The 24,723-nt window shown below is 54.0% G+C and carries 19 protein-coding genes; 14 read left to right on the forward strand and 5 right to left on the reverse strand.

The window, feature by feature from the left end; genetic code table 11:
* Positions 1 to 4 precede the first annotated feature (4 nt).
* The 7 genes from rarA (at position 5) to AB1287_RS07215 (ending at position 9,274) form a co-directional block, all read left to right on the forward strand.
* On the forward strand, positions 5 to 1,348 hold the full coding sequence (rarA, locus tag AB1287_RS07185) for a replication-associated recombination protein RarA (RefSeq protein WP_435617368.1): 1,344 nt from the start codon (positions 5 to 7) through the stop codon (positions 1,346 to 1,348).
* 92 nt (positions 1,349 to 1,440) lie between these two features.
* Positions 1,441 to 2,733 carry a serine--tRNA ligase gene (serS, locus tag AB1287_RS07190; RefSeq protein ID WP_312628301.1) on the forward strand — a complete coding sequence of 431 codons (1,293 nt, stop codon included), beginning with the start codon at positions 1,441 to 1,443 and terminating at the stop codon, positions 2,731 to 2,733.
* Between the two features lie 199 nt (positions 2,734 to 2,932).
* The gene (dmsA, locus tag AB1287_RS07195) at positions 2,933 to 5,377 is read left to right on the forward strand and encodes a dimethylsulfoxide reductase subunit A (protein ID WP_435617369.1); all 2,445 of its coding nucleotides are present in this window, start codon (positions 2,933 to 2,935) and stop codon (positions 5,375 to 5,377) included.
* 10 nt (positions 5,378 to 5,387) lie between these two features.
* Positions 5,388 to 6,005: a DMSO/selenate family reductase complex B subunit gene (locus tag AB1287_RS07200; protein WP_312628305.1), complete on the forward strand. Its 618-nt coding sequence runs from the start codon at positions 5,388 to 5,390 to the stop codon at positions 6,003 to 6,005.
* Position 6,006: 1 nt separating this feature from the next.
* Complete coding sequence (locus tag AB1287_RS07205; RefSeq protein ID WP_435617370.1) at positions 6,007 to 6,870, forward strand: dimethyl sulfoxide reductase anchor subunit family protein; 864 nt, start codon at positions 6,007 to 6,009, stop codon at positions 6,868 to 6,870.
* 275 nt (positions 6,871 to 7,145) lie between these two features.
* Entirely contained in the window at positions 7,146 to 8,294 is a 1,149-nt protein-coding gene (locus AB1287_RS07210; protein ID WP_312628309.1) for an MFS transporter, read from the forward strand.
* An 83-nt stretch (positions 8,295 to 8,377) separates the two neighbouring features.
* The gene (locus tag AB1287_RS07215) at positions 8,378 to 9,274 is read left to right on the forward strand and encodes a LysR family transcriptional regulator (protein WP_435617371.1); all 897 of its coding nucleotides are present in this window, start codon (positions 8,378 to 8,380) and stop codon (positions 9,272 to 9,274) included.
* A gap of 99 nt (positions 9,275 to 9,373) precedes the next feature.
* Here the strand turns inward: AB1287_RS07215 and pflA are convergent, their stop codons facing one another.
* From pflA to ycaO, 4 genes are all read right to left on the reverse strand, one after another.
* Positions 9,374 to 10,114: a pyruvate formate lyase 1-activating protein gene (pflA, locus tag AB1287_RS07220; protein ID WP_312628312.1), complete on the reverse strand. Its 741-nt coding sequence runs from the start codon at positions 10,112 to 10,114 to the stop codon at positions 9,374 to 9,376.
* 218 nt (positions 10,115 to 10,332) lie between these two features.
* Complete coding sequence (gene pflB, locus AB1287_RS07225) at positions 10,333 to 12,615, reverse strand: formate C-acetyltransferase (protein ID WP_435617372.1); 2,283 nt, start codon at positions 12,613 to 12,615, stop codon at positions 10,333 to 10,335.
* Positions 12,616 to 12,666: 51 nt separating this feature from the next.
* Positions 12,667 to 13,524 carry a formate transporter FocA gene (gene focA / locus AB1287_RS07230; RefSeq protein ID WP_312628314.1) on the reverse strand — a complete coding sequence of 286 codons (858 nt, stop codon included), beginning with the start codon at positions 13,522 to 13,524 and terminating at the stop codon, positions 12,667 to 12,669.
* 399 nt (positions 13,525 to 13,923) lie between these two features.
* On the reverse strand, positions 13,924 to 15,690 hold the full coding sequence (gene ycaO, locus AB1287_RS07235; protein ID WP_435617373.1) for a 30S ribosomal protein S12 methylthiotransferase accessory factor YcaO: 1,767 nt from the start codon (positions 15,688 to 15,690) through the stop codon (positions 13,924 to 13,926).
* 137 nt (positions 15,691 to 15,827) lie between these two features.
* On the opposite strand from ycaO, the gene AB1287_RS07240 reads away from it, so the two are divergent.
* The 6 genes from AB1287_RS07240 to ihfB all read left to right on the forward strand — a co-directional run bounded on the left by AB1287_RS07240 (position 15,828) and on the right by ihfB (position 22,225).
* Complete coding sequence (locus tag AB1287_RS07240; RefSeq protein ID WP_312628318.1) at positions 15,828 to 16,520, forward strand: DUF421 domain-containing protein; 693 nt, start codon at positions 15,828 to 15,830, stop codon at positions 16,518 to 16,520.
* 178 nt (positions 16,521 to 16,698) lie between these two features.
* Entirely contained in the window at positions 16,699 to 17,787 is a 1,089-nt protein-coding gene (gene serC, locus AB1287_RS07245; RefSeq protein ID WP_435617374.1) for a 3-phosphoserine/phosphohydroxythreonine transaminase, read from the forward strand.
* A 68-nt stretch (positions 17,788 to 17,855) separates the two neighbouring features.
* Positions 17,856 to 19,139 carry a 3-phosphoshikimate 1-carboxyvinyltransferase gene (aroA, locus tag AB1287_RS07250; protein WP_435617375.1) on the forward strand — a complete coding sequence of 428 codons (1,284 nt, stop codon included), beginning with the start codon at positions 17,856 to 17,858 and terminating at the stop codon, positions 19,137 to 19,139.
* Positions 19,140 to 19,325: 186 nt separating this feature from the next.
* The gene (gene cmk, locus AB1287_RS07255) at positions 19,326 to 20,009 is read left to right on the forward strand and encodes a (d)CMP kinase (RefSeq protein ID WP_312628322.1); all 684 of its coding nucleotides are present in this window, start codon (positions 19,326 to 19,328) and stop codon (positions 20,007 to 20,009) included.
* 125 nt (positions 20,010 to 20,134) lie between these two features.
* Positions 20,135 to 21,808 (forward strand): 30S ribosomal protein S1, encoded by a 1,674-nt coding sequence (rpsA, locus tag AB1287_RS07260; protein WP_312628324.1) that lies wholly within the window; start codon positions 20,135 to 20,137, stop codon positions 21,806 to 21,808.
* A 129-nt stretch (positions 21,809 to 21,937) separates the two neighbouring features.
* Positions 21,938 to 22,225, forward strand: a complete 288-nt coding sequence (gene ihfB / locus AB1287_RS07265) for an integration host factor subunit beta (RefSeq protein ID WP_097163563.1) — start codon at positions 21,938 to 21,940, stop codon at positions 22,223 to 22,225.
* Here the strand turns inward: ihfB and AB1287_RS07270 are convergent.
* On the reverse strand, positions 22,213 to 22,596 hold the full coding sequence (locus AB1287_RS07270; RefSeq protein ID WP_435617508.1) for a hypothetical protein: 384 nt from the start codon (positions 22,594 to 22,596) through the stop codon (positions 22,213 to 22,215). The genes ihfB and AB1287_RS07270 overlap by 13 nt on opposite strands.
* Between AB1287_RS07270 and AB1287_RS07275 the strand changes: the two genes are divergently transcribed.
* Positions 22,499 to 24,709 carry a ComEC family protein gene (locus tag AB1287_RS07275; protein WP_435617505.1) on the forward strand — a complete coding sequence of 737 codons (2,211 nt, stop codon included), beginning with the start codon at positions 22,499 to 22,501 and terminating at the stop codon, positions 24,707 to 24,709. The genes AB1287_RS07270 and AB1287_RS07275 overlap by 98 nt on opposite strands.
* Positions 24,710 to 24,723 lie beyond the last annotated feature (14 nt).

Below are 24,723 nucleotides of genomic sequence, written 5' to 3' on the forward strand. Positions count from 1 at the left end.
GTGCGTGAGCAATCTGTCGCTCGATTTTTCCGATAATGCGTTTCAACCTCTGGCCGCCCGCATGCGGCCAGAAAATTTAGCGCAGTACATTGGTCAGCAACACCTGCTGGCTACCGGTAAGCCGCTGCCGCGGGCCATTGAAGCAGGGCACCTGCATTCGATGATTCTGTGGGGGCCGCCGGGAACCGGAAAAACGACGCTGGCGGAAGTGATTGCCCGCTATGCCAACGCCGACGTGGAGCGCATCTCTGCCGTCACGTCCGGCGTGAAGGAAATTCGTGAAGCCATTGAACGCGCCCGACAAAACCGCAATGCCGGGCGACGTACGATCCTGTTTGTCGATGAGGTCCATCGCTTTAACAAAAGCCAGCAGGACGCATTTCTGCCGCACATCGAAGACGGCACCATCTTTTTCATCGGCGCGACAACGGAAAACCCCTCATTCGAACTCAATTCAGCGCTGTTGTCCCGGGCGCGTGTTTACCTGCTGAAATCGCTCACCGTTGAGGATATTGAGCAGGTGCTGACTCAGGCAATGACGGACAGCGCCCGTGGCTACGGCGGTCAGGATATCGTTCTGCCGGACGAGACACGCAAGGCAATCGCCGAACTGGTCAACGGCGATGCACGCCGGGCTCTGAACACGCTGGAAATGATGGCGGATATGGCGGAGCTTGATGCTTCCGGCAAGCGGGTTTTAAAGCCAGAACTGCTGACCGAAATTGCCGGCGAGCGCAGTGCCCGTTTCGATAACAAAGGCGACCGTTTCTACGATTTAATCTCCGCCTTCCACAAGTCCGTTCGCGGCAGCGCGCCGGATGCCGCGCTTTACTGGTATGCGCGTATCATCACCGCCGGAGGCGATCCGCTTTATGTCGCCCGCCGTTGCCTGGCGATAGCCTCTGAAGATGTCGGCAATGCCGATCCGCGCGCAATGCAGGTCGCTATTTCTGCCTGGGACTGTTTTACCCGCGTCGGGCCTGCGGAAGGTGAACGTGCCATAGCGCAGGCTATTGTTTATCTTGCCTGTGCGCCGAAGAGTAACGCCGTTTATACCGCGTTCAAAGCGGCGATGGCGGATGCCCGTGAACGTCCGGACTATGACGTGCCGGTGCACCTGCGCAACGCGCCAACAAAACTGATGAAAGAGATGGGCTACGGGCAGGAGTATCGCTATGCTCACGATGAGCCTAATGCGTACGCGGCGGGAGAAGCCTATTTCCCGCCGGAAATGTCGCCAACGCGCTATTACCATCCCACATCTCGCGGTCTGGAAGGCAAGATTGGTGAAAAGCTCGCCTGGCTTGCCGAACAGGATCAAAATAGCCCCATAAAACGCTACCGCTAAACAGGGCGTTGCGGTAAGGTTATCACTGTATCCCTAAAGACCGCAGGCTGCGGTCTTTTTCCTCATTTTAATTCGATAAGCACAGGATAAGCATGCTCGATCCCAATCTGCTGCGTACCGAGCCAGACGCAGTCGCAGAAAAACTGGCACGCCGGGGCTTTAAGCTGGATGTAGATAAGCTGCGCGCTCTTGAAGAGCGTCGTAAAGTTCTGCAGGTAAACACCGAAAATCTGCAGGCAGAGCGCAATTCGCGATCGAAATCCATCGGCCAGGCAAAAGCGCGCGGGGAAGACATCGAGCCATTACGCCTGGAAGTGAACAAGCTGGGTGAAGATCTGGATGCTGCGAAGGCTGAGCTGGAAACGCTGCTCGCAGAAATTCGTGATATCGCACTGACTCTGCCAAACATTCCTGATGACTGCGTTCCGCTGGGCAAAGACGACAGCGAAAACGTGGAGGTCAGTCGCTGGGGCGAGCCGCGTAAGTTCGATTTTGAAGTTCGCGATCACGTGACGCTGGGTGAAATGGCGAAGGGCCTCGATTTCGCTGCCGCCGTTAAGCTGACCGGTTCCCGCTTTGTTGTGATGCAGGGGCAAATCGCGCGTATGCATCGTGCCCTGAGCCAGTTCATGCTGGATCTGCACACCGAGCAGCACGGTTACATGGAAAACTATGTGCCGTACCTGGTGAACCAGGACACGCTGTACGGTACAGGCCAGCTGCCTAAGTTTGGCGGCGATCTGTTCCACACCCGCCCGCTGGAAGAAGAAGCCGACAGCAGCAACTATGCTCTGATCCCGACCGCTGAAGTCCCGCTGACCAACCTGGTACGCGACGAAATCATCGACGAAGACAGCCTGCCGATCAAAATGACCGCGCATACCCCATGCTTCCGCTCCGAAGCGGGTTCCTACGGGCGTGATACACGCGGCCTGATCCGTATGCACCAGTTCGATAAGGTTGAGATGGTGCAGATCGTTCGTCCGGAAGAGTCGATGGATGCGCTGGAAGAGATGACTGGCCATGCTGAGAAAGTGCTGCAGCTGCTGGGTCTGCCTTACCGTAAAGTTCTGCTGTGCAGCGGCGATATCGGCTTCGGTGCGCGCAAAACCTACGACCTCGAAGTCTGGTTGCCGGCGCAGGACACCTATCGTGAGATCTCCTCCATTTCTAACTGCTGGGATTTCCAGGCGCGCCGCATGCAGGCTCGTTGCCGCAGTAAAGCAGACAAGAAAACCCGTCTGGTGCATACGCTGAATGGTTCTGGCCTGGCTGTGGGTCGTACGCTGGTTGCCGTGCTGGAAAACTATCAGCAGGCAGATGGTCGTATTGCGGTGCCAGAAGTGTTGCGTCCTTATATGAACGGTCTTGAGTTTATCGGCTGAGTCCGACATTTCTGATGAAAAAGCGCCTGAGGGCGCTTTTTTTGTGCCTGTCTTGATGCTGAGCAATAACCCTTCGGTTGAAAGCGTAGATACTCCCTTAGAATTATAAGCAGCATAAAATTCTAAAAAAGACTGATTTCGTTATATGCATAACTATATAGCGAATAGATCATTTCAATGAGCAATGAAGTGAGTATCCATGAAAATTAAAGCCCCCGATGCTTTGCTGAGCGCAGAAGTCAGTCGCCGAGGTTTGATGAAAACCTCGGCGATTGGCGGACTGGCGATCGCCAGTAGCGCGTTCACCTTACCGTTCACCCGTATCGCTAATGCAGCGGAAGCCATCGCGCCTGGCAGCGCTGACGGCAAAGTTGTCTGGAGCGCCTGTACGGTCAACTGCGGCAGCCGCTGCCCATTGCGTATGCATGTGGTGGACGGTGAAATCAAATATGTCGAAACGGATAATACCGGTGATGACAACTATGATGGCCTTCACCAGGTGCGCGCCTGCCTGCGTGGCCGCTCCATGCGTCGTCGCGTCTATAACCCGGATCGTCTGAAATACCCGATGAAACGCGTTGGCAAGCGCGGTGAAGGAAAATTTGAGCGCATCAGCTGGGAAGAGGCGTATGACACCATCGCCAGCAACATGCAGCGCCTGATCAAAGACTACGGCAACGAATCCATCTACCTGAACTACGGCACCGGTACGCTGGGGGGCACCATGACCCGTTCCTGGCCGCCGGGGAATACGCTGATTGCCCGCCTGATGAACTGCTGCGGCGGTTATCTGAACCACTATGGTGATTATTCAACCGCGCAGATTGCGATGGGCCTGAACTACACGTACGGCGGCTGGGCCGACGGCAACAGCCCCTCAGATATCGAAAACAGCGAGCTGGTTGTGTTGTTTGGTAACAACCCGGGCGAAACACGCATGAGCGGCGGCGGCGTGACGTACTACCTCGAGCAGGCTCGTCAAAAGTCCAATGCCCGCATGATCATTGTCGATCCACGCTACACCGATACCGGTGCCGGACGTGAAGATGAATGGATCCCCATTCGTCCGGGAACCGATGCGGCGCTGATCTCTGCGCTGGCGTGGGTGATGATCAAAGAGAACCTGGTCGATCAGCCATTCCTGGATAAGTATTGCGTGGGTTATGACGAGAAAACCATGCCCGCGGGTGCGCCAGCGAATGGTCACTACAAGGCCTATATTCTCGGTCAGGGTAATGACGCTACGGCGAAAACGCCGGAATGGGCTTCAGCGATCACCGGTATTCCGGCCGAACGCATCGTCAAGCTCGCCCGTGAAATCGGCAACGCAAAACGCGCTTTTATCAGCCAGGGCTGGGGCCCGCAGCGTCATGCTAATGGCGAACTGGTTTCCCGTGCAATTGCGATGCTGGCGATCCTCACCGGTAACGTCGGCATTAATGGTGGCAATACAGGGGCGCGTGAAGGTTCTTACGATCTGCCGTTTGTCCGCATGCCGACGCTGGATAACCCGATACAGACCAGCATTTCGATGTTTATGTGGACCGATGCCATTGAGCGTGGAGCGGAAATGACCGCCCTTCGCGACGGCGTGCAGGGGAAAGATAAGCTCGACGTGCCTGTTAAAATGGTCTGGAACTATGCCGGCAACTGCATCATTAACCAGCACTCAGACATCAACCGCACGCATGACATCCTGCAGGATGACAAGAAGTGTGAGCTGATTGTGGTGGTGGATTGCCACATGACTTCTTCGGCGAAATACGCAGATATTCTGCTGCCGGACTGCACCGCATCAGAACAGATGGACTTCGCGCTGGATGCTTCCTGCGGCAACATGTCCTACGTGATTTTTGCTGACCAGGCGATCAAGCCGCGTTTTGAGTGCAAAACCATCTATGAGATGACCACGCAGCTGGCGAAACGCATGGGCGTTGAGCAGAAGTTCACCGAAGGTCGCTCCCAGGAAGAGTGGTTGCGTCATCTGTATGAGCAATCTCGTCAGGCGATCCCTGAGCTGCCTTCCTTCGATGAATTCCGCAAACAGGGCATGTTCAAACAGCGCGACCCGGAAGGGCATCACGTGGCATACAAAGCGTTCCGTGAAGATCCGGTTGCCAATCCTTTGACGACGCCATCGGGCAAAATTGAAATCTACTCTGCGGAGCTGGCAAAAATCGCCGCAACGTGGGAGCTGGTACCGGGCGACGTTATCGACCCGCTGCCAATTTACGATCCGGGCTTTGAGAACTACAACGACCCACTGAGCAAACAGTATCCGCTCCAGCTGACCGGTTTCCACTATAAAGCGCGAGCACACTCCACCTACGGCAACGTTGAAGTGCTGAAAGCCGCCTGCCGTCAGGAAATGTGGATTAACCCCATGGATGCGCAGAAGCGCGGCATCAGCAATGGCGATCGGGTGAAGATTTTCAACGGCCGCGGTGAAGTACACATTGAGGCGAAGGTCACTCCGCGCATGATGCCGGGTGTGGTGGCGTTAGGTGAGGGTGCATGGTACGCCCCGGATGCGAAAGGGGTGGACCAGGCGGGCTGCATTAACGTGCTGACCACCCAGCGTCCATCGCCGCTGGCGAAGGGTAACCCGTCGCACACTAACCTCGTTCAGGTCGAAAAAGCGTAAGGAGTAACCGATGACCACTCAGTATGGATTTTTTATTGATTCCAGTCGCTGCACCGGTTGCAAAACCTGCGAACTGGCTTGTAAAGACTACAAAGATCTTACTCCGGACGTCAGCTTCCGCCGTATTTATGAATACGCGGGCGGCGACTGGCAGGAAGATAACGGCACCTGGCATCAGAACGTTTTTGCCTATTACCTGTCGATTGCCTGTAACCACTGCGAAGACCCGGCCTGTACCAAGGTCTGTCCGAGCGGGGCGATGCACAAGCGTGAAGATGGTTTTGTGGTGGTCAATGAAGATGTCTGCATCGGCTGTAAATACTGCCACATGGCATGCCCGTATGGCGCGCCGCAGTACAACGAAGCCAAAGGCCATATGACCAAGTGCGACGGCTGCCATTCCCGCGTTGCGGACGGCAAAAAACCGATCTGTGTTGAATCCTGCCCGCTGCGCGCGCTGGACTTTGGGCCGATTGAAGAGCTGCGTAAGAAACACGGTCAGCTGGCTGCGGTTGCACCGTTGCCGTCTGCGCACTTCACAAAGCCGAGCATTGTTATCAAACCTAACGCCAACAGCCGTCCGACGGGTGACACCACCGGCTATCTGGCAAACCCGAAGGAGGTTTAAGATGGGAAGTGGATGGCATGAATGGCCGCTGATGATCTTCACGGTGCTCGGGCAGGGCGTGGCGGGCGGTTTTATCGTTCTGGCGCTGGCGCTGATGAAAGGCGAACTTTCCCGTGAACAGCAGCGCCTGGTGGTGCTGAGCATGTTTGTCCTGTGGGTGCTGATGGGCATTGGCTTCATCGCTTCTGTTCTGCATCTGGGCTCGCCACTGCGTGCATTTAACTCGCTGAACCGCATTGGTGGATCCTCGCTGAGTAACGAAATTGCCAGCGGCTCCGTGTTCTTTGCGGTGGGTGGCATTGGCTGGCTGTTAGCTGTGCTGAACAAACTGCCTCAGGCGCTGCGTAGCCTGTGGTTAGTTCTGACGATGGTGCTGGGCGTAGTGTTTGTCTGGATGATGGTGCGCGTCTATAACACCATTGATACCGTACCAACCTGGTACAGCGTCTGGACGCCGATGAGTTTCTTCCTGACGATGTTTATCGGCGGGCCGCTGCTCGGTTACCTTCTGCTGCGTGCGGCGGGTGTGGACGGCTGGGCAATGCGCCTTTTGCCTGCGGTATCACTGTTGGCACTGGTGGTCAGCGCTATCGTCGTCATGATGCAGGGCAGTGAGCTTGCAACGATCCACAGCTCTATCCAGCAGGCATCTGCGCTGGTTCCGGCTTATGGCGAGCTGATGGCCTGGCGTCTGGTTGCGCTGGCGTTAGCGCTGATGTGCTGGATTGCACCACAGCTGAAAGGACGTCAGCCAGCGGTGCCGCTGCTGAGCGTGGCTTTTGTACTTGTCGTTGTTGGCGAACTGATCGGTCGCGGTGTTTTCTACGGTCTGCATATGACCGTCGGCATGGCGATCGCCAGCTAAGTTGCTATTTGCGCCGGGCCTTCATGGCCTGGCGCTGCAAAAAATGCCTGTCTTCCATGAAATTTTTCTTCTGAAAATAAGCCGCTGTTTTTCTAATTCCTTAATTAAAACAATGGAATAATTTATTAATAAATTCCGTTACCGTTCCGTTGGATTAAAAAATTCTATTGTTCCTCTGAAAACCGCGTCAGCGCTGGCCTGAGGGGAATTGACATTGCGCGTGGCGGTGTCATGATGCGCACGAATTTTGAACTTCCTCACGGTTTTTTTAATCCATGTCCACGTATTCCCGCCCGGTGCTGTTTCTGCTCTGCGGCCTACTTTTGTTGACGCTGGCGATCGCAGTGCTGAACACGCTCGTCCCGCTTTGGCTCGCTCATGAGCATTTGCCAACCTGGCAGGTGGGGATGGTGGGCTCATCTTATTTCACCGGCAATCTGGTGGGCACGCTGCTCTGCGGGCGGTTGATTAAGTACTTTGGCTTCAACCGCAGCTACTATCTTGCGTCGCTGATTTTTGCCGTGAGCTGTGTAGGCTTAGGGCTGAATGTGGGCTTCTGGAGCTGGCTGAGCTGGCGATTCCTTGCGGGCGTTGGCTGCGCGATGATTTGGGTCGTCGTGGAAAGCGCACTGATGTGCAGCGGCACCTCGCGTAACCGCGGTCGCCTGCTGGCCGCCTATATGATGGTGTATTACGTGGGCACTGTCCTTGGCCAACTGATGGTCAGCAAGCTGCCGACAGACCTGATGAGCGTCCTGCCATGGGTGACCGGCATGGTGCTCGCGGCCATACTGCCGTTGCTGTTTGCCCGTATCGTTAATCACTCCCAGGAAGAGCATGCGCCGACGCAGGTCTGGCCTATGCTGAAGCTCCGTCAGGCGCGTCTGGGCGTGAATGGCTGCATTATTTCGGGTATTGTGCTGGGTTCACTGTATGGCCTGATGCCGCTGTTTCTGAACCACCAGGGCGTTAGCGATGCCGGTATCGGCTTCTGGATGGCGGTGATGGTCAGCGCGGGTATTATCGGCCAGTGGCCAATTGGGCGCCTTGCTGACCGCTATGGCCGCTTACTGGTCCTGCGCGTTCAGGTTTTTGTGGTTATTCTCGGCTGTCTGGCAATGCTCAGCGGTGCAGCGATGGCGCCAACGCTGTTTATTCTTGGGGCGGCAGGCTTCACGCTTTACCCTGTCGCGATGGCGTGGGCATGTGAGAAAGTGCAACATCATCAGCTGGTCGCCATGAATCAGGCGCTGCTGCTGAGTTACACCATCGGTAGCCTGCTTGGCCCGACGTTCACCTCTATGCTGATGCAGAACTACTCGGATAACCTGTTGTTCGTGATGATTGCCTGCGTTTCGTTTATTTACCTGCTGATGCTGCTGCGTAAAGCCGGACATCACCCGACGCCAGTGGCGCACGCCTGAAGAAAAAAGCCTGTCGAATGACAGGCTTTTTTCTTTGCCCGCTCTTCGGTAAGGTGTCGTTTCCCCGCAAAAAAGGACGCCTGATGGAACTGCTACGCTTTACGCTTGCTCAGATTGAAGCCTTCGCCTGCGTGTGTGAGAGCGGAACGCTCACCCAGGCCGCAAGGAAGCTGAAAAAAGACCGGACGACGGTGAGCGAGTTACTGGATTACCTGGAAGTTGATCTTGGGTACACGCTGTTCGATCGCTCGACACGTCCGTTAACCCTGACGCCACAGGGGCAGCTTCTTTACCGCCAGGCCCGGCTGTTTTTGCATGAGGCTGAAGCGTTCTCCCGCATTGCCAGACAGATTCCCGACAGCATCGAGACGCATCTTACGCTGTGCTATGACCTGTTTACTCCTCGTGCGCTGTTGCTTCAGCTTGCAGAGCAGCTACGTGCCCGGCATATCCAGCTGGACATGATTGCCTGCGAGCGCGTGCAGGCTGAACAGTGGCTGGACGAGGGGAGCGTTGACCTGGCGCTGTTTCAGGCGATGAACCGTTCCGTCAACGACCATCTGCACTGGCGGGCGGTTGGCAGCGTTTCACTCGCCGTTTACGCCCGTGAAGGCTACTTCTCTAAGCAGCCCGTCTCGCTCCTGCATCTGGCCTCCAGGCCTCAACTGATGCCATTTCGCGATCTCCCGCCTTCGCTGGCTGGACGGTTGCAAATTGCCGACAATTTAATTCACGTTAATGAGATCTCGCTGCTGGAAGGCCTGTTGCAATCCGGTACAGGTTGGGCATTTCTGCCGGATCATTTCTCAGCTGAGCGGCTTAAAGGTGTGATGCGGGTGGAAACGGCAATGGGTGATAACGGGTTGACGCATCCCTTAGTGGCGTTGTGGAAACCTGGCGTGATTAACGCGTCAGTGCTGAGCCAGGTCCTGAGCATCATGGAGAAAGAGCTTTTGTCAGGTGGTGCTGCGCTTACCTGACCAACGGAATGCGTGCATTGGGAAGGCGGATGCAGGCCGGGTAAGCGTTAGCGCCACCCGGCGATGCCCGGCAAACAGAGAGTCGCCGGGCAAAAAGATTCAGTACATGACCTTGTGACCATACTGCTCGAGGATCCCCTTGACGCGTTCCATGGTCTCTTTCTTCGGCGGGTGAACGCCATCAAGCTTGTACTCTTCGCCCATTGCCACCCACTTATGTTTCCCCAGCTCGTGGTAGGGCAGCAGCTCGATTTTTTCGACGTTGCCCATATCACGGGTGAATTCACCGAGACGATGGGCGGAGTCGTCATCGTCGGACCAGCCGGGAACCACGACGTAGCGGATCCAGACGTTGATATTCTTGTTCGCCAGATAGCGGCAAAATTCCAGCGTGCGGTGGTTTGAGACGCCAACCAGGTTCTGGTGGATCTCGTCGTTCATCTGCTTGAGGTCGAGCATCACCAGGTCGGTGACCTCCAGCAGTTCGTCGATCACCGGATCGTAGCGACGGACAAAGCCGTTGGTGTCGAGACAGGTATGAATGCCTTCTTTGCGGCAGGCGCGGAACCAGTCACGCACAAACTCAGCCTGCAAAATGGCTTCGCCGCCGGAGGCCGTAACGCCGCCGCCGGACGCATTCATAAAGTGGCGATAGGTCACCACTTCTTTCATAAGCTCTTCGACCGTGATTTCTTTGCCGCCGTGGGTATCCCAGGTATCGCGGTTGTGGCAGTACAGGCAGCGCATCAGGCAGCCCTGGAAGAAGGTGATAAAGCGGATCCCCGGGCCATCGACGGTGCCACAGGATTCAAAGGAGTGAATGCGACCAATTACTGACATTGCGGTGTTTTCTCCAGATACGGCCCATCCGGGGCCAGTGTATGCACAGCTCAAAACCGGCTGTGTTAAGTCTGTTTTGGCAGAGATCCATACCCGATAGTGAAAGTATAGATGGCTGGCAAAGCAGGCTGGGGCAGGAGAGGAGTTGTTAAAAAGGCCCCACGGGTGTGGAGCCTTTATTGTACGCCGATTACTGCGTAATTTCAGTCAAAATCCAATTACATGGTCTGAGTGAAGGTACGGGTAATAACGTCCTGCTGCTGTTCTTTGGTCAGGGAGTTGAAGCGTACCGCATAACCAGAAACACGGATGGTCAGCTGAGGATATTTCTCAGGATGTTCCATCGCATCGAGCAGCATTTCACGGTTCATGACGTTCACGTTCAGGTGCTGACCACCTTCGATGGACGCTTCGTGATGGAAGTAACCGTCCATCAGGCCTGCCAGGTTAGTCTTACGTACTTCGTCGTCTTTACCCAGTGCGTTTGGCACGATAGAGAAGGTGTAAGAGATACCATCTTTCGCGTAAGCAAACGGCAGTTTAGCAACGGAAGTCAGAGAGGCGACAGCACCTTTCTGGTCACGACCGTGCATTGGGTTAGCACCTGGGCCGAATGGCGCGCCAGCACGACGACCGTCTGGGGTGTTACCGGTTTTCTTACCATAAACCACGTTAGAGGTGATGGTCAGAACAGACTGAGTCGGAATAGCGTTACGGTAGGTAGTGAGTTTCTGAATTTTCTTCATGAAACGTTCTACCAGATCAACCGCCATGTCATCAACGCGGGAGTCGTTGTTACCAAACTGCGGGTATTCGCCTTCGATTTCGAAGTCGATAGCCAGACCGTCTTCGTCACGAATTGGTTTAACTTTTGCGTATTTGATAGCAGACAGGGAGTCAGCCGCAACGGACAGACCTGCGATACCACATGCCATGGTGCGAACCACGTCACGGTCGTGCAGCGCCATCAGAGAGGCTTCATAGCTGTACTTGTCGTGCATGTAGTGAATCACGTTCAGCGCAGTGACGTACTGTTTAGCCAGCCAGTCCATGAAGTGATCCATACGGTCCATGACTTCGTCGAAGTTCAGAACGTCGCCTTTGATTGGTTCAGATTTAGGACCAACCTGCATTTTTAGTTTTTCATCAACGCCGCCGTTGATTGCGTACAGCATGGTTTTCGCGAGGTTAGCGCGAGCACCGAAGAACTGCATTTGCTTACCAACAACCATTGGGCTTACGCAGCATGCGATAGCGTAGTCGTCGTTGTTGAAGTCCGGACGCATCAGGTCATCGTTCTCATACTGCAGAGAAGAGGTATCGATGGACACTTTCGCGGCGAATTTCTTGAAGTTCAGAGGCAGTTTTTCAGACCACAGAACGGTGATGTTTGGCTCCGGAGAAGGACCCATGGTGTACAGGGTATTCAGGAAGCGGAAGCTGTTTTTGGAGACCAGAGTACGGCCATCAACGCCCATACCACCGATAGATTCAGTTGCCCAGATTGGGTCACCGGAGAACAGCTCATCGTATTCTGGGGTACGCAGGAAGCGAACCATACGCAGCTTCATGACCAGGTGGTCAATCATTTCCTGAGCGTCTTGCTCGGTGATTTTGCCTGCTTTCAGGTCACGTTCGATGTAAGCATCCAGGAAGGTGGATACGCGACCGAAGGACATTGCAGCGCCGTTCTGAGATTTAACTGCGGCCAGGTAGCCGAAGTAGGTCCACTGAATGGCTTCCTGAGCGTTGGTTGCAGGACCAGAGATGTCGCAGCCGTATTTTGCTGCCATTTCTTTGATCTGACCCAGCGCACGGTGCTGCTCAGAGATTTCTTCGCGCAGACGGATAGTGGCTTCCAGGTTTACGCCGTTTTCCAGGTCAGACTGCAGGGACAGGAACTGTGCGTATTTGTCTTTCAGCAGGAAGTCGATACCGTACAGCGCAACGCGACGGTAGTCACCGATGATACGGCCACGGCCGTAGGCATCTGGCAGACCGGTCAGAACGCCGGATTTACGGCAGTTCAGAATGTCTTTGGTGTAGACATCGAAAACGCCCTGGTTGTGGGTTTTACGATAGTCAGTGAAGATTTTTTTCAGCATCGGGTCCAGTTCGCGATCGTACGCTTTGCAGGAACCTTCAACCATTTTAATACCACCGAACGGGATAATCGCACGTTTCAGTGGCGCTTCAGTTTGCAGGCCAACGATCTTCTCAAGGGCTTTGTTAATGTAGCCCGCGTCGTGAGAAGTGATGGTGGACGCTACGGAGGTGTCGAAATCAACTGGAGCATGGGTGCTGTTTTCCAGTTTGATGCCTTCCATTACGCTATCCCACAGGGCGGTGGTCGCTTCGGTAGCGCCAGCCAGGAAGGATTCGTCACCTTCATATGGGGTGTAGTTTTTCTGGATGAAGTCACGTACGTTGACTTCTTTCTGCCAGTCACCTTTGGCAAAACCTTCCCAGGCTGTGGCTAACTTTTCATTAAGTTCGGACATGTAACACCTACCTTCTTATGTGGATTTTTTATTTACTGCCTGAAACAACCGTTAGTGCTGGTCGTTGCCACGCAGGTAAATGACCCAGTACGTCAACCCGACTAACAAACCACCGCCGATAATGTTACCGATTGTCACCGGAATCAGGTTATCAGTGATGAAGTTCATGACAGTCAAGTGTGAGAAATTGTCCGGAGTCGAACCGATGGCGGTCCAGAATTCCGGGCTGGCGAAGTTCTTAACGACGATACCCATAGGGATCATAAACATGTTTGCGATGCTGTGCTCAAAGCCGCTGGCGACAAACATCGCAACTGGCAGCACCATAATCATCGCTTTGTCCATCAGGCTGCGGCCGGAGTAGCTCATCCATACGGCCAGACACACCATCAGGTTTGCCAGAATACCGAGGCAGACAGCCTCAATAAAAGTATGATGCATTTTGTGGTCAGCGGTTTGCAGGACGTTCAGGCCCCATCCGCCGTTGGCGGTCATATATTCGCCAGAAAGCCACATTAGCAGAACAAACAGCAGGCAGCCAATCAGGTTACCAACATAGACGTTGAACCAGTTCTTAGCCAGTTGACCCCAGGTAATTTTGCCGCTGGCCTTCGCGACGACAATCAGCACCGTGGAAGTGAAGAGATCGGCCCCGCAGATAACACAAAGGATAAGTCCAAGTGAGAAGCAGATGCCGCCAATCAGCTTGGCAATACCAAACGGCATTCCTGCCGTGCCAGTCGTGGACGTAATGTAGAAAACGAAGGCAATGGAGATGAAGACACCCGCAGTAATCGCCAGGAAAAAGGTTTTAAGCGGTTGCTTCGTTGCTTTATAGACACCCGCTTCCTCGGCCACTTTGGCCATCTCAGCTGGGAGTAAAAGATCAAAAGGGTTGTCAGCTTTCACACTAACTCTCTCTTTATTAAGTCGGCGACGAGATACTAACAAAGCATTATAGAAGAGAAATTGATGTAGATCATATCTCGCCTGGCTTATAGGCCCGCAGAACGCGTGGTTTTTCAACGAATGCGGAGTAACTTTTTGATTATCAAAATAAAAATAAATTTTAAAATTTGCAAAATGAGTTGAATTTTCTTGCTTAACCTCCTTTAATTCAGTTAATTAAAATGGAGTAATATGCATTAAAATTAACATCCCTCGTAAGCTACTAATAATAGTGTTTACGCATAATTAACTTAATTATTACAAATTAAATAATGGGCCGTAGAAAATAAAAAAGGGCCACGCTTTGTGGCCCCGTAATATAGCGCAGGCGAATAATTTCGCCATACATTATTTGTGGTTTTACTGCTGGTCTGCCCAGAAGCTGGCTTTTGCGCGCTGCAGTTTTTCATAGGCTTTTAACAGTGACTGATGCGCCGGGAAGGCGGCCAGATCGCTGTCGACCGGCTGCAGACCGTAGAAGGCCGCTTCGCCGCTCAGGGCTGCGCTTGCCGCTTCAACTGCATCTGCGCCGTACATCCGCACGAAGGCATTCAGATACTGCAGCGGCTGGCGTTCTTCTTCCTGGGAGAGCAGAAGCAGCGTTTGCAGGCAGCGGTAATAATTGGCGCGTTCAGCGCTGAAAATAGAGGCGTTGAATTCCATGGTCCACTCAGTCCAGATCAGCGCCTGTTCCAGATCGCCGCCCGCCAGCGCCAGCATAGCTTTTAGCTCGCCGATGCGCAGAGTGTACCAGCCGTTGTCTTTTCCGGTTGCCATACCCAGCAGTTCACGAACACGGGTAAAGTCATCAAGACCCTCGTCGTCCATCTGCTCGATCAGCGCCAGATAATCTTCTTTATTCCATTCGCTGTTCGGCAGCGACAGGATAGTCTCGCGCAGGTGGCTGCCCATATTGTTATTTGCCAGCCACAGATCTTCTGCCGGATAAATATCAGACATGCCCGGCACGATAATACGGCAGGCGTATACGCTCAGGTGTTCATAGTCAGCGATATACACTTCTTTATCTTCCGCCTGGAAAATCGCCATCAGCGTGGCGAACTCTTCTTCGGTGGTGCCGGAGAAATTCCAGTCCACAAACGGATAGTCCGCATCCTGCTTAAACATATCCCAGGAGATCAGACCGCTGGAGTCAATGAAGTGCGTCTCAAGATTTGCGTGCTCAGCCACTTCTTCATCATCGAAGGTCGGTGGTGTAAACACGTCGAGATCTTTAAGACCACGACCCTGCAGCAGCTCGGTCACAGTACGCTCCAGCGCCACGCCAAAATCAGGGTGTGCGCCGAAGGAGGCGAAGCAGGTGCCGTTGGCCGGGTTAAACAGCACGACGCAAATTACCGGGTATTTACCGCCCAGGGAGCCGTCGTAGGCGAAGATTGGGAAGCCTTCAGCTTCGAGTTTGGCGATGGATTCCACCACGCCCGGGTAGCGCGCCAGCACGTCCGCAGGAATTTCCGGCAGGCTGATGCTTTCGGCGATGATGCGGTTTTTGATGTGGCGCTCGAACACTTCAGACAGGCCCTGAACGCGTGCTTCGTTAGCCGTGTTGCCAGCCGACATGCCGTTGGAGACATACAGGTTGCCAACGATGTTCATCGGAATGTAGACCGTCTCTCCGTCTGACTGACGGGTGAATGGCAATCCACATACGCCACGATCGTCATTCCCTGATTGCAGATCGACCAGCCCGCTGGCGGTGAGCTGATCGTCCGGATCGTAAAACGCGCGCAGGCGCGCATCGAGCAGGCCTTTTGGTACGTCATCATCCTCGGGCAGCGGGAACCATTTCTCATTCGGATAGTGAACGAATGGGGCATTGGCAAGGGTTTCACCCAGCCAGAAATCTGCGAAGAAATAGTTGGTGGACAGACGCTCGAAGTATTCACCGAGCGCAGAGGCCAGGGCTGCTTTTTTTGTTGCACCTTTGCCGTTGGTAAAGCACAGCGCGCACTCTTTATCACGAATATGCACGGACCACACGTTCGGCACCGGGTTCAGCCAGGAGGCTTCTTCAATATTGAAACCGAGGTCCGTCAGTTTTTGCTGGAAGCGGGCGATGGAGTCTTCCAGTGCGGCGTCTTTGCCGGGAATAAAGGTTTGGGTCATGGCAGTCACTTTTGTCGTACGGAAAGCGCGCAATGATACGGGTTTTGCGTGTCAGGCGCTATCGTCCCGGCGTCGTCGGCGAAAATAAAAGAGTCAGCTACGCTTAAAGGCAGTAACCTCCTGTTCAGGCAGAAAAAATGCAAGCGTTCGATCTTCACCGTATGGCTTTTGACAAGGTACCCGTGGATTTTCTTGCGGAAGTGGCGCTGCGCAGTCTCTATACCTTCGTGCTGGTGTTTCTGTTTCTAAAAATAACCGGTCGGCGCGGCGTCCGACAAATGTCATTGTTTGAAGTACTGATTATCCTGACGCTGGGCTCGGCGGCGGGCGATGTTGCGTTTTACGATGACGTTCCTATGTTACCCGTGCTGATCGTATTCGTTACGCTGGGGATACTGTACCGGCTGGTGATGTGGCTGATGTCACACAGTGAAAAGCTGGAAGATCTGCTGGAGGGAAAACCGGTGATCGTTGTTTCTGATGGCGAACTGGCCTGGGAAAAACTGCGCGCGGAAAACCTGACGGAGTTTGAGTTTTTCATGGAGCTACGCCTGAACGGTATCGAACATCTCGGGCAGGTAAAGCGGGCGATTATGGAAACCAACGGCCAGATCAGCGTCTATTACTTCAGTGATGAGGACGTGAAACCCGGTTTGCCGATTTTGCCCGGAAAGTGTGTTGAACGCTTCACTGTATTGCCGGAAGAGAACGACTATGCCTGTACCAGATGCAGCGCGATTTTTCATCTCCATGCCGGAGATCGGCAATTATGCGCCCGCTGTGCCAATCCGGAATGGGCGAAGGCCAGCAGGGCCAAACGGATCACCTGACAGCAAGAATGTCGGTAATGTGACGTCAAGCTGGCAGATTCTGTTGTGTGAGCGCCGCCGCATTTTTCGGCGTGCGAGGATTTGCCATTGCGGCCTGTGTCACTGAATGGTAAAACCGATAGCCACAGGAAACACTTATGCCTGCGGGCAGATAACTTGTATAGCGTGGTGAGGGGAAATGACTCAGGTCTTCAATTTTAGTTCTGGTCCGGCAATGCTTCCGGCGGATGTTCTTAAACTGGCGCAACAGGAGCTGTGCAACTGGCAGGGGCTTGGCACCTCGGTGATGGAAATCAGCCATCGCGGCAAAGAGTTCATCCAGGTGGCCGAAGAGGCGGAAAAAGACTTCCGTGACCTGCTCAATATCCCTTCCAACTATAAAGTGCTGTTTTGCCACGGCGGCGGGCGCGGTCAGTTCGCTGGCGTACCGCTGAATCTGCTGGGTGAGAAAACCACTGCCGATTACGTCGACGCAGGCTACTGGGCAGCAAGCGCAGTGAAGGAAGCGAAAAAATACTGCGCGCCAAACGTGATCGATGCCAAAGTCACCGTGGATGGTTTGCGCGCCGTGAAACCGATGCGTGACTGGCAGCTTTCCGATAACGCGGCTTATCTGCACTACTGCCCGAATGAAACCATCGACGGCATCGCCATTGATGAAGCCCCGAACTTTGGCAGGGATGTTATCGTTGCTGCAGACTTCTCTTCTACTATTCTGTCCAGCCCGATAGACGTTAGCCGCTATGGCGTGATTTATGCCGGTGCGCAGAAAAATATCGGCCCGGCTGGTTTGACGCTGGTCATCGTCCGTGAAGACCTGCTTGGCAAAGCGCACATCGCTTGTCCGTCAATTCTTGATTACACCGTGCTGAACGACAATGATTCAATGTTCAATACCCCGCCGACCTTCGCCTGGTATCTGGCAGGCCTGGTTTTCAAATGGCTGAAAGAGCAGGGCGGCGTGGCGGCGATGGATCGCGTTAATCAGCAGAAAGCGGATCTGCTTTACAGCACCATCGACAACAGCGATTTCTACCGTAATGACGTAGCTACGGCTAACCGTTCCCGCATGAACGTGCCATTCCAGCTGGCGGACAGCGCGCTGGACAAGCTGTTCCTGGAAGAGTCCTTTGCTGCCGGTCTGCATGCGCTGAAAGGCCACCGCGTCGTAGGCGGTATGCGTGCCTCCATCTATAACGCAATGCCGCTGGCAGGCGTTGAAGCGTTAACCGACTTTATGAAAGCGTTCGAACGTCGCCACGGTTAATGCCCTTGTTTTCATCCCCGTAGCCCATCTGCGGGGTTTTTATTTTCTGCTTTTGAGAGTTAAGTTTCATGGAATCCCTGACGTTACAACCCATCGCGCGCGTAGATGGCACCATCAATTTACCCGGTTCAAAAAGTGTCTCTAACCGCGCTCTTTTGCTGGCGGCATTAGCCCGTGGCACCACCGTGCTGACCAACCTGCTGGACAGCGACGACGTGCGCCACATGCTTAATGCGCTGACTGCGTTAGGCGTTCAGTACACGCTCTCTGCCGATCGTACCCGCTGCGAAGTGACCGGCAACGGCGGCCCGCTTCAGGCGGGAACAGCGCTTGAGCTGTTCCTCGGTAACGCAGGGACGGCGATGCGCCCATTGGCGGCAGCGCTGTGCCTTGGCAGCAACGATATCGTGCTGACCGGTGAGCCGCGCATGAAAGAGCGCCCGATTGGTCATTTGGTTGATGCTTTGCGTCAGGGCGGCGCAGAGATTGAGTATCTGGAGCAGGAAAACTATCCACCGCTGCGTCTGAAGGGCGGTTTTACAGGTGGCGAAGTTGCGGTAGACGGTAGCGTGTCCAGCCAGTTCCTGACGGCATTGCTGATGACGGCACCACTGGCTCCGCAGGACACGGTCATCACCATTAAAGGTGAACTGGTGTCAAAACCGTATATCGATATCACTCTGCACATGATGAACACTTTCGGCGTGCAGGTTGAGAATCAGAACTATCAACGCTTTGTCGTAAAAGGCGGGCAGGATTACCACTCTCCTGGTGCATACCTGGTGGAAGGCGATGCTTCTTCAGCGTCCTATTTCCTCGCAGCGGGTGCCATCAAAGGTGGCACGGTCAAAGTGACCGGCATTGGTCGCAATAGCGTGCAGGGCGACATCCGCTTTGCGGACGTTCTGGAAAAAATGGGCGCAACCGTTACCTGGGGTGACGATTTCATCGCCTGTACGCGCGGTGAACTGAACGCTATCGATATGGACATGAACCATATTCCGGATGCTGCGATGACTATCGCAACTGCGGCCCTGTTCGCGAAAGGCACGACTACGCTTCGCAACATTTATAACTGGCGCGTGAAAGAAACGGATCGTCTGTTTGCGATGGCAACCGAGCTGCGCAAAGTCGGGGCTGAAGTGGAAGAGGGCGAAGACTACATTCGCGTGACGCCACCGGCACAGCTGACATTTGCAGAAATCGGTACCTATGACGATCACCGCATGGCGATGTGCTTCTCGCTGGTGGCGCTGTCGGACACGCCGGTCACGATTCTCGATCCGAAATGTACGTCAAAAACCTTCCCGGATTACTTTGAACAGCTCGCACGTATCAGCACGCTGGCCTGATGTTCTCCCTGCGCTGCGCCTTCAGGCGTAGCGCAGCATGACGTTTCCTGACATTCCCTCTGCGCATTTCTTCTACACTCACCTTCAAACTGTCTGTTATTTGCAACCAGTATTACCGGTTACGGGTAATGGCGCGTATAATGCGCGGCGTTTAAGTAACTGACGCCTTGAATGAAGGAGAAAACGATGACGGCAATTGCCCCGGTAATCACCATTGATGGGCCAAGCGGTGCAGGAAAAGGCACCTTGTGCAAGGCAATGGCGGAAGCGTTGCAGTGGCATCTGCTGGATTCAGGTGCGATCTACCGCGTACTGGCTCTGGCGGCATTACATCATCATGTTGACGTGACTTCGGAAGAGGCGCTGGTGCCGCTGGCTGCACACCTTGACGTGCGCTTTGTCTCCACCGACGGCAATCTTGAAGTGATCCTCGAAGGTGAAGACGTCAGCGGTGAAATCCGTACTCAGGAAGTGGCTAATGCGGCGTCCCAGGTGGCGGCATTTCCACGCGTACGTGAAGCCCTTCTGCGCCGTCAGCGCGCGTTTCGTGAAGCGCCAGGCTTGATTGCAGATGGACGGGATATGGGAACCGTGGTCTTCACCGATGCGCCCGTTAAAATTTTCCTTGACGCTTCGCCGGAAGAACGTGCTCAGCGCCGTATGCTTCAGTTGCAGGAAAAGGGCTTTAGTGTTAACTTTGATCGCCTTTTGGCAGAGATCAAGGAACGCGACGATCGTGACCGCAACCGTGCGGTGGCGCCGCTGGTTCCCGCTGCTGATGCTTTAGTCCTCGATTCAACGCGATTAAGCATTGAGCAAGTGATTGAAAAAGCGCTACAATACGCGCGCCAAAAACTGGCTGCTGCCTGATTTAAAGGCAGGTAAGCCTCCGAATTCGTAGTACCCCCGCTGCAACGGAGTGTGAGCGGGTATGTAAAACAACCCCATCCGGCATGAGGCCAGATGGACGTTAATCTAACTTTTGAAGATTAAACATGACTGAATCTTTTGCTCAACTGTTTGAAGAATCCCTGAAAGAAATCGAAACCCGTCCGGGTTCCATCGTTCGTGGCGTTGTTGTTTCTATCGACAAAGACGTCGTTCTGGTTGATGCGGGCCTGAAATCTGAATCTGCAATCCCTGCAGAGCAGTTCAAAAACGCAGCCGGCGAACTGGAAATCCAGGTTGGTGACGAAGTTGACGTTGCGCTGGACGCAGTAGAAGACGGCTTCGGCGAAACCCTGCTGTCCCGTGAGAAAGCTAAGCGTCACGAAGCCTGGATCACGCTGGAAAAAGCATACGAAGACGCTGAAACTGTTGTTGGTGTTATCAACGGCAAAGTTAAAGGTGGCTTCACTGTTGAGCTGAACGGTATTCGTGCGTTCCTGCCAGGTTCTCTGGTAGACGTACGTCCAGTTCGCGATACGCTGCACCTGGAAGGCAAAGAGCTTGAGTTCAAAGTTATCAAGCTGGACCAGAAGCGTAACAACGTTGTTGTATCCCGTCGTGCCGTTATCGAATCCGAAAACAGCGCAGAACGCGATCAGCTGCTGGAAAACCTGCAGGAAGGCATGGAAGTCAAAGGTATCGTTAAGAACCTCACTGACTACGGAGCATTCGTTGACCTGGGCGGCGTTGATGGCCTGCTGCACATCACCGACATGGCGTGGAAACGCGTTAAGCACCCAAGCGAAATCGTGAACGTGGGCGACGAAATCACTGTTAAAGTGCTGAAGTTCGACCGCGAGCGTACTCGTGTATCCCTCGGCCTGAAACAGCTGGGCGAAGATCCATGGGTAGCTATCGCTAAGCGTTACCCAGAAGGCACTAAACTGACTGGTCGCGTGACTAACCTGACTGACTACGGCTGCTTCGTTGAAATCGAAGAAGGCGTTGAAGGCCTGGTACACGTTTCCGAAATGGACTGGACCAACAAAAACATCCACCCATCCAAAGTTGTTAACGTTGGTGACGTAGTGGAAGTGATGGTTCTGGATATCGACGAAGAACGTCGTCGTATCTCCCTGGGCCTGAAACAGTGCAAAAACAACCCATGGCAGCAGTTTGCGGAAACCCACAACAAGGGTGACCGTGTTGAAGGTAAAATCAAGTCTATCACTGACTTCGGTATCTTCATCGGCCTGGACGGCGGTATCGATGGCCTGGTTCACCTGTCTGACATCTCCTGGAACGTTGCAGGCGAAGAAGCAGTTCGTGAATACAAAAAAGGCGACGAAATCGCTGCAGTTGTTCTGCAGGTTGACGCAGAGCGTGAGCGTATCTCCCTGGGCGTTAAGCAGCTCGCAGAAGATCCGTTCAACAACTGGGTTGCACTGAACAAGAAAGGCGCAATCGTAAACGGTAAAGTGACTGCAGTTGACGCGAAAGGCGCAACCGTAGAGCTGGCTGACGGCGTTGAAGGTTACCTGCGCGCTTCTGAAGCATCCCGTGACCGCGTTGAAGATGCAACTCTGGTTCTGAGCGTAGGCGACGACGTTGAAGCTAAATTCACCGGCGTTGACCGTAAGAACCGTGCAATCAGCCTGTCTGTTCGTGCTAAAGACGAAGCTGACGAGAAAGATGCAATCGCTTCTGTTAACAACAAACAGGAAGAAGGCAACTTCTCTAACGCTATGGCTGAAGCATTCAAAGCAGCTAAAGGCGAGTAATCAAGTCACTCTTTACGAGTAACTTGACAGATTGCAGGATTCGTCCTGTAATCAACAACAAAGGGCGGCTATGGCCGCCCTTGTTCAAGCTGTCAGCTTAACCTTTCCTGAAAGGAAACCGGAGGAATCATGACCAAGTCAGAGCTCATTGAAAGACTTGCAAGCCAGCAATCTCACATCCCTGCGAAAGCGGTAGAAGATGCTGTGAAAGAGATGCTGGAACATATGGCCTCTACGCTGGCCCAGGGCGAGCGCATTGAAATCCGCGGTTTCGGCAGTTTCTCTTTGCACTACCGTGCCCCACGCGTTGGGCGCAACCCAAAAACCGGCGATAAAGTTGAGCTGGAAGGTAAATACGTTCCTCACTTTAAGCCAGGTAAAGAATTGCGCGATCGCGCCAATATTTACGGCGATTGAGTTCCCGGAACGCTCCGGAACTTGAACGTGAAGAAAGCACCTGTGGGTGCTTTTTTTGTTTTATTGCTGTCGCTGCTGACGGTGATCATTTCTGAAGCCTCCTCGCAATTTCTCTTGTGCGTGCTGCAACAACGCAAACTCCCCGGAAACCCCCTCGTAAAATTCCTTTTTAACTGACGACAAGCCTGCCTGACTTCGCAACACTGCCTGTGACAAGGAGGCGTCATGCGGTTACCGACATTAGCTACCTGCGCCATCGCCGGCATTTGCCCGCTGCTTTGGTTACCCGAGCTGCCCTCAGCGATCGTTACCGGCGGAATAACGCTGTTGGCCGCATCGCTTTGCTTTTCAGCCAGCCTATTGAGAATCATTGGATTAACTCTCCTTTTTTTCTGTTGGGGAATTTTTGCAGCTCACGATGTTGTGATTCCTGCGAATACCCTGTCAGGAAAAACAGTGCAGGCTGAGGTGGAGATAGTTGCCTCTGACGGGGAAGAGAAGCACTACGCGAAGCTACTGAGTATCAATGGGCTGCGGCAGTTTCCGGCGCCAGGGATTGTGCTTTATGGGCAGCGTTTGCCAGGTACCGTTTGCGCAGGGCAGCTATGGAAAATGACTCTGCGTACCAGAGCGGTACATGGCCTGCTGAATGAGGGTATGTTTGACAGCCAGCGATATGCATTTTCGCTACACCGTCCGCTAACAGGCCGATTTACTCATGCAACGGTTTTGCAGCAAAGCTGCAGCCTGCGCGCCCGGTTTGTCACATCACTCTTTAAGAGCGTTGAACGCTATCCCTGGCATCAAGTGATGCTTGCGTTGGCCGTTGGAGAGCGTGTTGCTGTCTCCGCGGAGATAAAAATGCTACTGCAGCAGACCGCAACTTCACACCTTATGGCTATTTCAGGCCTGCATATTTCACTGGTGGCGATGCTGGGCTGGCTTGTCGTCAGGGGTATACAAATCGTTATGCCCTGTAAGTGGATTGGCTGGAGAATACCTGTGTGTGCCACCTTTTTGGTGGGCGCCTTTTATGCGTGGCTAAGCGGCATGGAGCCACCGGCGCTGCGCACCGTCGTTGCAACCGGTATCTGGCTTCTGTTGCGAATGAGAGGTAATAAATGGACATCGTGGGAGGTATGGCTATGCTGCGTGGCGGCCATTCTGGTCCTGGATCCTTTGGCGATATTGTCACAAAGCCTGTGGCTTTCTGCTTTCGCCGTTGCAACGCTTATCTTCTGGTATCAATGGGTACCGTGCCGCCGAATCAGACGCTCTGCGCTGCTGAATGCCGTCTGGAGTCTGCTGCATCTGCAGTCCGGACTGATGTTTCTGCTGCTCCCGCTTCAGGTTTTCATTTTCAACGGGATCTCCTGGACATCCTTGCCCGCAAACTTTGTTGCCGTGCCGCTGGTTACCCTGTGTGAGATCCCACTGCTGTTAGCCGGGATGGTGCTCCATTTGACCGGCCCGGAGGTTATCGAGCAAGGCGTCTGGTTGATGGCGGACAGGTTGCTTGCTGGCCTGTTCTGGTTTTTACGTTCTCTGCCGGAAGGCTGGCGAGAGGTGGATTATCGCTGGCAAAGTCTCACGCTGTTGCCATGGCTTGCCGTTGTACTCTGGCGTCTTGATGGCTGGATAAAATGGCCCGGGATATCCCTGACGAGCTGCGTTCTGCTGGCTTCGCCATTGTGGCGCCCGCTATCGCAGGGCTGGTCCGTGACGATGCTGGATGTCGGGCAGGGGCTGTCCATGGTCATCGAGCGCAACGGCAAAGCGATTCTGTATGACACCGGTCTTGCATGGCCGGGAGGAGACAGTGCACGGCAGCTGATTGTTCCCTGGCTGCGCTGGCATCACATAACACCGGAAGGCATTATTCTCAGCCACGAGCATCTCGATCATCGCGGCGGGCTGAATACGTTACTCAAAACCTGGCCTGATGTCTGGGTACGGAGTTCTTTGTCATGGCCAAACCACCGGCCCTGTCAAAGAGGAGAGAACTGGCGCTGGCAGGGGCTGACGTTCAAAGCACTGTGGCCTTTGCCTGAAAACAGAACCGAAGGGAATAATCGTTCCTGTGTCGTTCGGGTCGATGACGGGCGAAATAGTTTCCTGATGACGGGAGATATTGAAATACCGGCGGAAATGTCGATGCTGAGCCGCTATTGGCAACATCTTGCGTCTACACTTGTTCAGGTGCCGCATCACGGTAGTAGTACCTCCTCATCGCCGGCGCTGCTGCAGGCAGTCGGTGGGCGGGCGGCGCTGTCATCTGCTGCACGGTATAACGCATGGCATTTTCCGTCCGCGAAGGTTAAGGCGCGCTATACGCAAAGGGATTACCAGTGGTTCGATACGGCCCGTCAGGGGCAGATAACGGTCAATTTTTCGCCGGAAGGTTGGCAAATCCAGAGCTTACGCGATCAAATATCCCCCCGCTGGTATCATCAGTGGTTTGGCGATGCCCGTGATAACGGGTAGAATGTGCGGCTATC

The organism is Scandinavium sp. UTDF21-P1B (assembly GCF_040750395.1).
In the GTDB taxonomy this organism is placed as follows: Bacteria; Pseudomonadota; Gammaproteobacteria; order Enterobacterales; family Enterobacteriaceae; genus Scandinavium.

Bases quoted from the DNA above. Each gene is read 5' to 3' on its own strand.
- serS (WP_312628301.1), top strand. From the start codon at position 1,441: ATGCTCGATCCCAATCTGCTGCGTACCGAGCCAGACGCAGTCGCAGAA.
- dmsA (WP_435617369.1), top strand. From the start codon at position 2,933: ATGAAAATTAAAGCCCCCGATGCTTTGCTGAGCGCAGAAGTCAGTCGC.
- AB1287_RS07200 (WP_312628305.1), top strand. From the start codon at position 5,388: ATGACCACTCAGTATGGATTTTTTATTGATTCCAGTCGCTGCACCGGT.
- AB1287_RS07205 (WP_435617370.1), top strand. From the start codon at position 6,007: ATGGGAAGTGGATGGCATGAATGGCCGCTGATGATCTTCACGGTGCTC.
- AB1287_RS07210 (WP_312628309.1), top strand. From the start codon at position 7,146: ATGTCCACGTATTCCCGCCCGGTGCTGTTTCTGCTCTGCGGCCTACTT.
- AB1287_RS07215 (WP_435617371.1), top strand. From the start codon at position 8,378: ATGGAACTGCTACGCTTTACGCTTGCTCAGATTGAAGCCTTCGCCTGC.
- pflA (WP_312628312.1), bottom strand. From the start codon at position 10,114: ATGTCAGTAATTGGTCGCATTCACTCCTTTGAATCCTGTGGCACCGTC.
- pflB (WP_435617372.1), bottom strand. From the start codon at position 12,615: ATGTCCGAACTTAATGAAAAGTTAGCCACAGCCTGGGAAGGTTTTGCC.
- ycaO (WP_435617373.1), bottom strand. From the start codon at position 15,690: ATGACCCAAACCTTTATTCCCGGCAAAGACGCCGCACTGGAAGACTCC.
- AB1287_RS07240 (WP_312628318.1), top strand. From the start codon at position 15,828: ATGCAAGCGTTCGATCTTCACCGTATGGCTTTTGACAAGGTACCCGTG.
- serC (WP_435617374.1), top strand. From the start codon at position 16,699: ATGACTCAGGTCTTCAATTTTAGTTCTGGTCCGGCAATGCTTCCGGCG.
- aroA (WP_435617375.1), top strand. From the start codon at position 17,856: ATGGAATCCCTGACGTTACAACCCATCGCGCGCGTAGATGGCACCATC.
- cmk (WP_312628322.1), top strand. From the start codon at position 19,326: ATGACGGCAATTGCCCCGGTAATCACCATTGATGGGCCAAGCGGTGCA.
- rpsA (WP_312628324.1), top strand. From the start codon at position 20,135: ATGACTGAATCTTTTGCTCAACTGTTTGAAGAATCCCTGAAAGAAATC.
- ihfB (WP_097163563.1), top strand. From the start codon at position 21,938: ATGACCAAGTCAGAGCTCATTGAAAGACTTGCAAGCCAGCAATCTCAC.
- AB1287_RS07270 (WP_435617508.1), bottom strand. From the start codon at position 22,596: ATGATTCTCAATAGGCTGGCTGAAAAGCAAAGCGATGCGGCCAACAGC.